The organism is Novosphingobium sp. TCA1, from assembly GCF_009811895.1.
Classification (GTDB): Bacteria; Pseudomonadota; Alphaproteobacteria; order Sphingomonadales; family Sphingomonadaceae; genus Novosphingobium; species Novosphingobium panipatense_A.
In genome coordinates this window covers 111279-123570 of the sequence record NZ_BLJH01000003.1, presented here as the reverse complement: position 1 = coordinate 123570, position 12292 = coordinate 111279, and the positions used below count along the sequence as shown (strand labels likewise).

The window sequence follows — 12292 nt, the reverse complement described above, 5'->3', positions numbered from 1 at the left end:
TGGCTTCTGGCGGCCGTCATGGCCATGCCCCTGCCCGTCCTCGCGCGCGAGGACGTCGTGGTCACGCGTGCCGGAACTGCAGGGCAGGCCGTCGTCGAACTGGCCCGCCAGACCGGCACCAGCATCGTCATCGCCGATCCGGCCGTGGCCCGCCGCACGATCCCGGCAATGCGCGGGCGCATGGAAGTGGCCGAGGCGCTGGGCCGCCTCGCACGTGCCGCCGGGGCGCGGGTGGTGGCGGTCGGCCCGTCGGCCTGGCGTCTGGAAGCCGCGCCCGCCCCGGCAATGGCCGCTCGGCCGATCCGCGAAACTGCCAGGGCCACGCCCCCGCGTCCGCCGATCGAGACGCATGGCCAGCCCATCTTCGTCCAGGCCACCAAGCGCGACTTGCGGGTCGAGGACGTGCCCGGCCAGCTTGCGATACTCGACGGCAAGGCACTGGAATCGGGCGGGGTCGGCGGAACCGAGAAGATCACGCGCCAGCTTGCCACCGTCTCCTCGACCCATCTCGGCAGCGGCCGCAACAAGCTGTTCATTCGCGGCATCGCCGATTCCAGCTTCACCGGCCCGACGCAGGCGACGGTGGGCCAATATATCGGCGACATGCGGCTGACTTACAACGCGCCGGACCCGGACCTGCGCCTTTCCGACCTGGCCCGCGTGGAAGTGCTCGAAGGCCCGCAGGGGACGCTCTACGGCGCGGGATCGCTGGGCGGGATCATCCGCCTCGTGCCCAATGCACCGGTCATGGGCGAAACCGGCGGCTCCGTGATCCTGGGCGGATCGATAACGCAGCACGGCACGCCCGGCGCCGATGCCAGCGCAACCGTAAACCTGCCGGTCGCGGGCGAGAACGTCGCGCTTCGTGCCACTTTCGACAGCGCCACGTTCGGCGGCTACATCGACAAGCCCCTGCTCGGCCGCACCAATGTCAACCGATCGGACATGCTCGGCGGCAAGCTGGCCCTGCGCGCGCAGATCGCGCCGGACTGGACGGTGGACCTGCTCGCCCTCGCCCAGAGCACCGAGGCGGACGACAGCCAGTATGCCGACCGGAACGGCAAGCCCCTGGAAAGCTCGGCGCGGGTGCCGGAAGGGTCGAAGGCGGACTATGCCCTCGGCCAGTTCGTCCTGTCCGGCCGGATCGGCGCGGTGAACGTGCGCTCGACCACCGGGCTGGTCGCGCAGGACCTGCACGAGCACTACGATGCCAGCGGGCCTGATGGAGGCACTCCGGCCGAACCGCGCCTGTTCTCGCAGGACAACGACACCCGCATGATCGTGCACGAGACGCGCCTCTGGCAGAGCGAACGCCGCGGGTTCGGCTGGCTGCTCGGCGCCAGCTACACGCACAACCGCACGACCCTGAACCGCGCCTTCTCCAGCCCCCTGCTCGACATGCGCAAGGCGGCGACCGGCGTGCGCAATACCATCGACGAATTCACGCTCTACGGCGAGGCGAGCTTGCACCTGACCGGGCCGCTCACCGGGACCGGCGGCGGCCGTTTCACCCGCTCGCGCCTCGGCGGCGACGGTGAGGATATCGCGCCTGCCACGGCCACGTTCCTGAGCGCCTCGGGCGTGACCGCGCGGCGCTCGATGAACCGGTTCCTGCCCTCCTTCGCGCTCAACGCCCGCTTTTCGCCCGAAGACTCGCTCTACTTGCGCTATCAGGAGGGCTTCCGCCCCGGCGGCTTCGCCATCGAGGGCAATGCCGTACGCCGCTTCCAGAGCGACCGCACCGGCACTTTCGAGATAGGCGCCCGCCATGGCCGCGCCGGGTCCAGCCCCTTCGACCTCGCGCTGAGCCTGTCCTACACGCGCTGGCAGGATATCCAGGCCGACTTCATCGACGGTTCCGGCCTGCCCAGCACCGCCAACATCGGCGATGGCCGGGTCTGGTCGGCCAGCCTCTCGGGCGGCGTGCTGCTGGCGCCGGGGCTGCGCGTCGAACTCGGCGCAACCTGGAACGAGAGCAAGGTGGACGAGCCATCGGCAGCGCTCGTCCAGTACGTGCTGGCGCCGGTCGGCCTTGCCGCCGCCACCCTCTCCCGCGCGGACGTGCTGCGCTATGTCTCCGCGCGGGGCATGCAGGTGCCGAACATCGCCCGGTTCGCGGGCCATTCCGCCATGGCATGGACGCACGAGATCGGCCCCGAGTGGACGGCAAGCGCCAATGCCTGGGCCAACTACATCGGCCGTTCGCGCCTCGGCATCGGCCCCGAACTCGGCGCGCCGCAGGGCAACTATTTCGACAGCGGCTTCGACGTACGCCTGGGGACCGCCGGATACGGCGTGACCCTGAGCGTCACCAACCTTGCGGACGTGCGCGGCAACCGCTTCTCGCTGGGCACCCCGTTCAGCACCGGCCGCGAGCAGGTGACCCCGCTGCGCCCGCGCACCCTGAGGCTGGGCCTCGACGCGCGGTTCTGACTTCCATCCTTCGACAAGCTCAGGATGAACGGGCTTCGACAGGCTCAGGATGAGCGGGTTCGGGAGCAGCAGCAGGAAAACCACACCCGCTCAGGCTGAGCCTGTCGAAGCCCCCACCCCACCCCGAAACTTTTTTCCAAGGCTGCCCGCGAAGGTCTCCGTCTCAGTTCCCGATATCGACCTGAAGGGACGAAGATGCCTCGCTACCTGCTTGCCTCCACCGCGCTTCTCGCCATGGCGACCGCGGCGCACGCCGAAGACGTGACTACCAAGAAGACTTCGCCGCTGCTGACATCCACGATCAAGAGCGGCGCCGCCGACGCGATCAACGTGACTAAGGACGGCTCGGTCGTCCTGACCGGCGGCACCGGCGTGACGATGGACAGCAACCACAACGTCGCCAACGCCGGTGCGATCACCGTCTCCAATGCCAACGGTGCGCGCGGCATCGTCGCCAATGCGGGCACCACGGGCGATATCGTCAACACCGGCACGATCACGCTGGACGAGCCCTATACCCCCACCGACGACGACAAGGACGGCGATCTCGACGGCCCCTTCGCGCTGGGCGCCAACAAGATCGGCATCCGCACCGAGGGCGACCATACCGGCAAGATCACACAGAGCGGCACGATCACCGTGGAAGGCAACGATTCCGCCGGTATCTCGCTGGGCGGCAAGCTGACCGGCGCCTTCACGCATGACGGCAAGACCAATGTGCTGGGCGACAATGCGATCGGCGTGAAGACCGGCCAGATCGACGGCAATGTGCGCCTTGCAGGTTCCGTGCAGGCGCAGGGCAAGAACGCGATCGGCGCGCAGTTCGGCGGGGACGTCAACGGCGCCATGGTCGTGCAGGGCGCGATCGTCTCGACCGGCTATCGCTATCCCACCCCGCCTGCGGATCCCTCCAAGCTCGATGCCGACGACCTGCTCCAGGGCGGTTCCGCTATCGTGGTCGAGGGCAATGTGACCGGCGGCATCGTCCTGGCCGTGGCGCCCAAGGACAATGACGCCAACAATGCCGACGAAGACGGCGACGGCATTCCCGATGCCACCGAAGGCGCGGCCAAGGTCGCGACTTACGGCAAGGCCCCGGCCATCGTGATCGGTTCGGCCACCAAAGACATCGCGATCGGCCCCGTCGCCAGCACGGCCAGCAAGTACGGCCTCCAGATCGACGGCACCGTGGAAGGCCACGGCCTCTATGCAGGCATCGACGGTAACGGCGTGGCCATCGGCGGCCTCGGCGGCAATGTGACGATCGCCAACGGCATCGGCATCAACGGCGGCATCGCGGCGACCTCCAAGGATGCGGCGGCCACGGCCCTGCGCCTCGGCGCGGGCGCCAGCACGCCGCTGATCCAGAACGCGGGCACCATCAGCGCCTCCGGCGCGCAGGCCGTGGCGCTTCGCATCGATGCGGGCGCCAGCCTGCCGACCCTGCGCAACTCCGGCACGATCAAGGCAGCTGCCGTCAACGAGAACGGCTCGGCCACCGCCATCAGCGATGCCAGCGGCACCCTGAACCTCATCGAGAACAGCGGCGCGATCTCCGCCACCGGCGCCAAGGCCGGTTCGGGCAAGAACATCGCCATCGACCTCTCGAACGCGGGCGGCAGCGTCACCGTGAAGCAGACCCAGGTCGGCGCGGGCTTCACCGCCCCCTCGATCGTCGGCGACATCCTGCTCGGCGGCGGCAACGACCTCGTGGACATCGCCGACGGCACGGTGACCGGCAATGTGACCTTCGGCGGCGGCAACAATACCCTCGCCCTTTCCGGCGACGCCGTGCAGACCGGCAATGTCGCATTCGGCGCCGGTTCGGATGCCATGACGCTCGCGGGCACTGCGCGCTTCGTCGGAACCGCCGACTTCGGCGGCGGCACCGATACGCTGACGCTGAGCGGCACCTCGGTCTTCTCCGGCGCGCTGGCGGGCGCGGGCAATCTCGCGGTCAAGGTCACGGGCGGCACGCTAGACGTGAACCGGCCTGCCGCGATCGGCTCGCTCGACGTCGGCAAGGACGGCGTCCTCGCCGTGACGCTGAACAAGGCCCCGGGCATGGGTTCGGCGTACAATGTCGCGGGCACCGCATCCTTCGCGGACGGCGCCAAGCTCTCGATCCGGCTGGCCGACGTCTCGACCGCCGAGGGCAGCTATCAGGTCCTCACCGCCGGGACGATCCTGGGCCGTGACCAGCTCGATGCCGCCACCGACCTCGTGCCCTTCATGTTCAAGGCCACCCTCGACGAGACGGCCGCCGCCAATACCATCGTGGTCGACGTCGCCCGCCGCACGGTGGCCGAACTCGGCCTCAACCGCTCGCAGGCCACCGCCTACAACGCGATCTTCACGGCGCTCAGCCAGGACGAGAAGATCGAGGACGTGTTCCTGGGCATCACCAACGGCGACCAGTTCCGCCAGGCCGTTGGTCAGATGCTGCCCGACCACGCAGGCGGATCGTTCGAGGGCATCAGCCTCGGCACCCGCACCGTCGCGCGCCAGCTCATGGATCCGGCCAACCCGGTCTGGGGCGAAGGCCGTTTCAGCACGACGATGAACCTCTCGTTCTGGGGCAGCGACAAGAAGGCCGGTGCCAGCGCCGCCTACAACCTCAGCGGCTACGCCATGTCGCTCGGCGCCGAGTACCTCACCGGGATCGGCCGCTTCGGCGGCACCTTCTCGTACATCTGGAATCGCCACACCAGCGGCGGCACCAGCGAGATCAAGTCCAACTCCTTCGAACTCGCCGGCCACTGGCGCGGTCAGTTCGGCGCGGTCCAGGGCTTTGGACGCGCCTCGATCGGCCGCTCCAACCATGACAGCGAGCGCCAGTTCGTCGGCGCGATCGGCACGGAGAACGTCAATCGCACGATCAAGGGCAAGTGGGACGGCACTTTCGTGACCGCATCGGGCGGCGCGGCGTGGGAAGGCGGCGGCAGCCACTTCTTCTATCGCCCGGCCGTGACCGTGGACTACGTGCGCCTGAAGGAAGACGGCTATACCGAGACCGGCGGCGGCAAGGCGCTCGATCTCACGGTGGCCTCGCGCACCAGCGATGAACTCGGCGTCAACGGCAGCATGACGCTGGGCATCGACTTCATGGGCATGCAGCGCCGTGACGAAAACTGGTTCCGCGTGGAAACCGAAGGCGGCTGGCGCGAGATCGTCAGCGGCGGCATCGGTTCGACCACGGCCCACTTCGCGGGCGGCCAGAACTTCACGCTCGACGGCGATGAGGCGACCAGCGGCTGGTTCGCACGCCTGCGCGCCGTCGGCGGCACGCTGGGCCTGACGATGGGCGGCGAACTCGCCGCCGAGGATCGCCACGGCCGCGTCGATCTGGCCCTGCGCGGCTCGGTCACCATCGGCTGGTGATCGCCCGCTCCTGAGAAAGGCTGGAAAGGCAATCGATCCGGCGCCCCAGCCGGTCGGTTGCCGAGGGAGGAACCCCGCCCCACCCCAACCCGGCGCCCCCCTTAGGCGCAGGGCGTTCCTCTCGCCCAGTCTCCGGCCCCGGTCGTCCCAATGCGACCGGGGCCGGACCCTTTTCCGCCCGGACAAACGCCGTCCCGGCAAGCCTCGGGAATTGACACACGGCAAAGCGCCGGAGCAAACCCCCGCGCGGCGCGTTTCGACGCGTGACCAGACGACCAAGGGGGCAATTCCAGACATGACCATGAACCGGGCGCGCGTGGAGAACGGGGGACTGATCCTCTTCCTCGCCGCGATCACCATCGCTCTCACCCTGGTCGTTTCCAGTTTCATCGGCGCGCTGCTCTGGGCCGCGCTGGCGGCGTTGCTGTTCCAGCCGCTGTTCCAGCGCCTGCTGGCCCGCTGGCCGGAGCGCCGCAATCTTGCCGCCGCCGTGACGCTGCTGGTGATATCTGTGGCAGTGGTGATCCCCGCCCTCATCATCACCAGCCTCGTCGTAGAGCAAGCCGCCGGGGTCTATGCGCAGATGCGCGACGGCCAGATCAACTTCGCCGAATACTTCCAGAAGATCCACGACGCGCTGCCGCTGCGCGTCCAGCAGCAACTCGACAGTTTCGGCTTCAACTCGTTCGAGCGGGCGCAGGCACGGATCAGCCAGGCGGTGAGCAACAGCGTCAGCGTGATCGCCAGCCGCGCCCTTGCGATCGGCGCCAATGCCGCCTCGTTCGTGCTGGCCTTCGGCGTCGGCCTCTACGTGACCTTCTTCCTGCTGCGCGACGGCGAATTGATCGGACCGGCGGTCGTGCGCGCCCTGCCGCTCGAAACCAGCGTCGGCCGCCGCCTTTCCGAACGCTTTGTCACCGTCGTGCGGGCGACGATCAAGGGTTCGGGTCTCGTCGCGCTGGCGCAAGGCGCGCTCGGCGCGATCACTTTCTCCATCGTGGGGGTTCCGGCAGCTCTGCTCTGGGGCCTGCTCATGGCCATCGCCGCCCTGCTCCCCGCGATCGGCCCGGCCATCGTCTGGGCCCCGGTCGCGGTCTACCTGCTGGCGACCGGCGCCATCTGGCAGGGCATCGTGGTCGTCGGCTCCGGCGTGCTGGTGATCGGCCTGGCCGACAACGTGCTGCGCCCCATGCTGGTCGGACGGGATACCGGCATCCCCGACTGGCTGGTGCTGGTGACGACGCTGGGCGGCATCGAACTCGTCGGCCTCAGCGGCATCGTGCTCGGCCCGCTGGCAGGCGCGCTCTTCATGACCGGCTGGACGATCTTCACCGAACAGCGGATCGCCCCAGAGGATTGAGAATTAAGGATTGAGTATTGGGGGCCGGGGAACGACGCATCGTTCCCCGGCCGATCCCATCACTCGGCCACGAAGCTGGTGGTGGCAATCCGGTGAAGCACGGCGACCTTGCCCACCGAAGTCTCGAAGGCGCCTTCGTCCTTCTGCGAGGCGGTCAGCAGATAGCGCCCCTTCTCCCGCACCGGCACCGCGACCACGCCCTGGGCATCGGTCTTGAGCGCCTTCGTCCACTTCTCGGGCGAGATCACCGTGACGGCCAGATCGGCCACCGGCTTGCCGTCGCGCACGACCACGAAGCGGTCCCCGCCCGCGGCCACCGGCGCGATCTCGAACGGCATGACCGCGCGCGCATCGGCCCGGCCCGCGCGGGCGTAATAGGCCACGGCTTCCTTCTTGCCTGCCTCGCCCCAGGGCTCGAACACGCTGTCGTCCTGCGCGCGCACGTCGCCCGGCGGCACGGCCACTTCCAGATAGCCTGCCTTGCGCGCCATCGCCGCCGTGCTTGCCGGAACCAGCTTGGGTGCCTTGAGATGGTCGAACTCCGGGTCGCCGCCCGCCGGCAGCGCCTCTGCGGGCTCGCCGAGATAGATCCGCGCCGGACCGGCGCCGTCGCGCTCGATCCACACTTCATGGGCCTGCGCGGCAGGTGCCAGAACGGCAAGCAGCAGCGGGGCAAGATACCTGGTTTTCATATCGAACTCCTTTGACGTTCGGGACTTACGGATAGGCGAAACGGAGCGTGGCGAATACCGTGCGCGGACTTCCGAAGTAGTTGCCGCGTCCGGTGGACGAGATGCGCGCGTAGTAGTTCTTGTCGAGCACATTGTTGACATTGACCGAGAGCGAGATCTTCTCGTCGAACTCATAGCCCGCGCGCAAGTCCACCACGGCATATCCGCCTTGGCGAACGATCGAGGACCGCGTGACCACACCGCCTGCGGCGTTGTAGACAGCCGGATTGCCGCCGTAGGTGGAGCTGAACCAGGTCAGGCCGCCGCCCAGGCTGAGCCCGGCCAGGGGACCGGCAGGCGCCTTGTAGTTGGTGAAGAGCTTGACCGAGTGCTTGGGAATGATCGGCACCAGCGGCAGCCCTTCGAACGTGGCGTTGGCGTCCTCCAGATACTTGGTGCGAGTATAGCTGTAGCCGCCGTTGATCCGCCAGCCCGGCAGGATCTCGCCCGCCGCCTCCGCCTCGAAGCCGCGCGCGCGAACCTTGCCGATCTGGAGCACCACGGTCGCATCGTCGGGATCGTTGAACAGACGGTTGGTCTGCTCGATCTGATAGGCCGCCGCCGACAGCAGCAGGCGATCGTCCATCAGCGAGAGCTTGGTGCCGAGTTCATACTGCGCGCCGAGCAGCGGCTCGATCTGCTTCCCGTCGGGGCGGCTGCGTCCCGCCGGTGCCGCCTGCGGGGTGAAGCTGTCGGCATAGGAGCCGTAGACATTCCAGTCCTTGGTGACATCCCAGACCAGCCCCGCATAAGGCGTGAACCGCGCCTCGATAATGTATCCCGACTTGCGGCCCAGGGTGGGCAGCAGGGTCTGCGTATCGGTATCCCACCAGGTCAGACGACCGCCGCCGATCGCGGTCAGGCCCTCGACCGGGCTGAAACGAAGCTGGCCATAGGCGCCGTACTGGGTGATGCGCGTGTCGCTGCCGCCCCAGTTCTGGATGACGCAGTTGGCTGGTGCGGGCGTGATGACGGTAGTGCTGTCAGGACACGTCGCATTGCTGCCCTGCACCGGATAGTAAGGCAGCGGGCCGTAGGGATTCAGCGGCGGCTCCAGCGGCGATACCGGATCGTAGACGTCGATGCGGGCATAGTTGGAGAGCCGCGTGTAGTAGGACTGATAAGAACTGTCCTGATAATCGAAGCCCAGGATCAAGGTGTGGTCGCGCCCGAACGCCGGGAAGCTGCCCACCGCGTTGAAGTCGAACGAATGCGACTTCATGAAGCTGTCGCCGCGATAGGCGATATGATTGGTAAGCCCGTTGGTCGCCGTGATCGGCTGATTGCCGATGTAGCTGTAGACATCGACGCGCTCTACATCGGTGTAGAGCCCGCTCGCGCGGATGGTCCAGCGGTCGCTGATCTCGTGCGTCACATCCGCGAAGACCGACCAGATCTCCGACTTGAACCGATTCCAGTCGGCGCCGAGGTACGTCGAGCGCGGCACGTCGAGCAATTGTCCGTCGCTGCCGTCGAGACCGCCGATGATCCCCGGCAGGCCGGACTGGATCGCCGGCTTGAAGCGATCGTAAGTGGCGCCGAAGGTAACGGTCGTGCGCTCGCCGATGTCGACCTTGCCGACGCCGAACAGGTTCAGGCGGTTACGATGGGCGACATCGAAGAACTGGTCCTGGTCCTGCACCATGGCGCCCGCGCGAACGGCAACGCCCTTGGCGAGCGGCGCCGAAATATCCACTTCGCCGCGGAAGTTCTGATATGATTGTCCGGAGACGGCGCGGCTGATGCAGATCTTGGCGCCCTACTGGAAATGGAACCGCCGCAATCTGACCGATGGCCAGCATCCCGACGATGGCGGCTTCACGCCCGATGAGGTTCGGACATTGGTTGCCGCGCTGCTCGGTCATGTGTGCCTGGTCACCGGCCATGCGCGGTCGCGGCAGCGGGCAGTTCGATCCTGATCGCACCACTGCGGCTCTGACATTCCAGACTGAAACGCGGCGTAATCGTCGTCGAATTCTGGCGTGATTCGGGCTCGTGAGATGGTTGAGGCTCGCGTGCGAGACGCGGGCTGAGACGGCTTGGGACACAGTCAAAGGATGTGCGAATCCTGCGACAAAATTATTTTGTCGTCCCCAGTCGACCTCAGTCGTCCCAGGACGTCCGATTGAAGGAATTCCACCGTTTTACGGGCGTTTGGGGTACTTGCGCCCTGCTCGAATTGACCCAATCTTGCTCATGGCCGGCCAGTCCACCTCACGAATAGGAAAGGACAACGCCAATGAACATGACGCACCATGATCGCTTCTTGCGCCTCAATGTCGTTCTCGAACGCACGGGCCTTTCCCGCGCGACCCTCTACCGCAAGATCCAGTCGGGCACCTTCCCGAGGCAGGTTCGCATTGCCGAGCGCTGCTGCGGCTGGCGCGAGAGCGCCGTTACCGAATGGATGAATAGTCCGATCTCGTACCTGGTCGACGACTTCTCGCCGCGGGCCTGAAAATCCTCGCGCCTGAAACAAGGCCGGGGCGCGTCCGCCGCAGCGGACGCGCCCCGGTTGCTTACCAGCCCTTGCGCTCTTGCCGATCCCGCGAGCGCACAATCATGCCCATCGCGCAGCCCAATTCTTTCTCCACCCGGCGAACACTGATGCCCATACGCTCGGCGATCTGCTCATAGAAGGCCTTCAAACCGCCAGAGGCAGAAGGCCCGATTGGGCAGGTATGGAAGCGAGTAGATTGCACGAGCCAGCCGCCGCAACTCCGGCTGCTCGTACTCGGGAAAGGCATTACGCAGGAAAGCCTCGTGGATGCGCTGCTCCAGCAGATAAATATACCACCTCATGCCGCGTCCTCCCCGAAGGCGAGGAGGTAATCGGCTGCCTTGCTGGCAGCGCTGGCCGCCCGGAAGATCGCCTTCTCGTCGGAGCGCAGCACTTCAAGCCATGAGCCGAGGTAATCGCTATGTCGCACCGTGGGCTGGATACCCAATGACGCTCAGGCAAAAGCCGAAGTCATCTCAGCGATGAGCTCTTCCTTTGCATACGAGGCCGAGCCGAATTTGCCCGTCTGATCCCGGTCCAATCGCGCCTTGCCGCCGACCCAGTGCCCCATCTCATGAAGTGCCGTCCGAAACCAGTTCACCGGTTCATGGAAAGCCGCCTGCGGGGGCACCTGCACATAGTCCTGCTTGGGGGCATAGAACGCCTCGTCGCCGCCGATCCGGAAGTCCGCGCCGGTTGCCGCAATCAACCGGTCCACCTCGGAAATCGCCATGACCGGATCGGGAACCGCCGGTCCCTCTGCGTACCGCTCCGGCAGCTCCTCGATCTGATCGAGATTGAAAACGACAAAACGCTTCAGGAACGCAATCGTCCGGGCCTCGCGATCCTCGCACCGCGCCTGCTCGCTCTCGGCTTTGGGAGTAAAGCGATCCGCATAGCAGATGACCGTGCCCTTCTCGCCGCGCCGGACATGACCGCCTGCCGCCAAGGCCTGCTTGTAAGTGAGCCAGCGCTGCGAGCCGAACCGGCATTCCACCGCCTCGCACCACAGGATGAGAATATTGATCCCGGAATAAACCCTTCCGGAAACAGCATTGTGCGGCATCAGGCAGGGACACCGTGCCCTGTCCCAAGGCTGCACCCAAGGCAGCCTGCCCTCTTCAAGCTCGGCAATGATGCGAGACGTGACCTCTCCATAGAGGCTCTGGCGATTGGTCCTTTCCATTTCTCCTGTTCCTTTCCTCAAACCGCCATTGACCGGCGCCGGGGTGGCGGGGGCGGCAGGAGCGGACCAAAAGCCTCGCCTGAAATGGCGGGGTGCACCGAAAGGCCGGAACAGGGTGGAGGACCTGGGCCTGCCCAGGTTGCAGCTCGCCATGGCGGGGCTATGGGGCCGTGACGCCCCCGTCACCTTGGAGCCGAGGCACACGCCGACGCGCCAAAGGCGCGGAGACCGCTGACGGGACGCGGATAGCGTCCCGCCCCGCCAGCGATCGAAACGGCTATGCCGACGAGACGCCGAAGGTGGCTCGGTTGAGCGTCAGCGAAATAGAGCGCGGCCGTGCTCAAGCATGGGGCGGCTCATTTACTGCCCTCACCTGTAAGAAACTTAATCTTTCGGCCAGGACCCAGCCAGGCGCGACCTGGTGTGGAATTCTTCTAATGCTCCCACCTCATCAGTGAAGTCGGGCACAGCTTTGAGATTTGGCAACGTTTCACCGGGACGACTGCAAGGCGAATTTTCGCCGTGCCTGCCGTCTGTGAAAAATCAGCTCAACTCAGAACCGGTCAACTGACAGTGCGCCTTGCAGTCAGGAACGCGCTCGCAGCTACCTCCACGATTTACACGACACCCTGAAAGCCTACATCTCAAATTCATCGAAAATATTCAGGTTGGGCAATGGTCCTCTTCCGAATGTCGATGGC

8 protein-coding genes and 1 pseudogene are annotated in these 12292 nt (G+C 66.4%); 5 read left to right on the top strand and 4 right to left on the bottom strand.

The annotated features are described in order from the left end of the window. The first annotated feature begins 18 nt into the window (after positions 1 to 18). From NTCA1_RS05825 to NTCA1_RS05815, 3 genes are all read left to right on the top strand, one after another. Complete coding sequence (locus NTCA1_RS05825; RefSeq protein WP_159829215.1) at positions 19 to 2433, top strand: TonB-dependent receptor; 2415 nt, start codon at positions 19 to 21, stop codon at positions 2431 to 2433. 195 nt (positions 2434 to 2628) lie between these two features. Next, positions 2629 to 5814 (top strand): autotransporter domain-containing protein, encoded by a 3186-nt coding sequence (locus tag NTCA1_RS05820; protein WP_159829213.1) that lies wholly within the window; start codon positions 2629 to 2631, stop codon positions 5812 to 5814. A 295-nt stretch (positions 5815 to 6109) separates the two neighbouring features. After that, complete coding sequence (locus tag NTCA1_RS05815; protein WP_159829211.1) at positions 6110 to 7174, top strand: AI-2E family transporter; 1065 nt, start codon at positions 6110 to 6112, stop codon at positions 7172 to 7174. A gap of 59 nt (positions 7175 to 7233) precedes the next feature. Here NTCA1_RS05815 and NTCA1_RS05810 read toward each other — a convergent pair whose 3' ends face one another. After that, a complete protein-coding gene (locus NTCA1_RS05810; protein WP_086494061.1) occupies positions 7234 to 7866 on the bottom strand; it encodes a DUF4198 domain-containing protein in 633 nt (210 codons plus the stop codon). A 25-nt stretch (positions 7867 to 7891) separates the two neighbouring features. Continuing rightward, positions 7892 to 9601: a TonB-dependent siderophore receptor gene (locus NTCA1_RS05805; RefSeq protein WP_236549116.1), complete on the bottom strand. Its 1710-nt coding sequence runs from the start codon at positions 9599 to 9601 to the stop codon at positions 7892 to 7894. A gap of 46 nt (positions 9602 to 9647) precedes the next feature. Here NTCA1_RS05805 and NTCA1_RS05800 point away from each other — a divergent pair, with 46 nt between their 5' ends. Together NTCA1_RS05800 and NTCA1_RS05795 are read left to right on the top strand one after the other, a co-directional pair. Continuing rightward, the gene (locus NTCA1_RS05800; protein WP_159829209.1) at positions 9648 to 9824 is read left to right on the top strand and encodes a hypothetical protein; all 177 of its coding nucleotides are present in this window, start codon (positions 9648 to 9650) and stop codon (positions 9822 to 9824) included. 320 nt (positions 9825 to 10144) lie between these two features. Then, positions 10145 to 10363, top strand: a complete 219-nt coding sequence (locus NTCA1_RS05795) for an AlpA family transcriptional regulator (protein WP_159829207.1) — start codon at positions 10145 to 10147, stop codon at positions 10361 to 10363. A 173-nt stretch (positions 10364 to 10536) separates the two neighbouring features. On the opposite strand, the gene NTCA1_RS05790 is transcribed toward NTCA1_RS05795, so the two are convergent. Together NTCA1_RS05790 and NTCA1_RS05785 are read right to left on the bottom strand one after the other, a co-directional pair. Then, on the bottom strand, positions 10537 to 10707 hold the full coding sequence (locus NTCA1_RS05790) for a hypothetical protein (RefSeq protein ID WP_159829205.1): 171 nt from the start codon (positions 10705 to 10707) through the stop codon (positions 10537 to 10539). Next, positions 10704 to 11591 (bottom strand): annotated as a pseudogene (locus NTCA1_RS05785) (ArdC family protein). The gene NTCA1_RS05790 and the pseudogene NTCA1_RS05785 overlap by 4 nt, the downstream one beginning before the upstream one ends. Positions 11592 to 12292 lie beyond the last annotated feature (701 nt).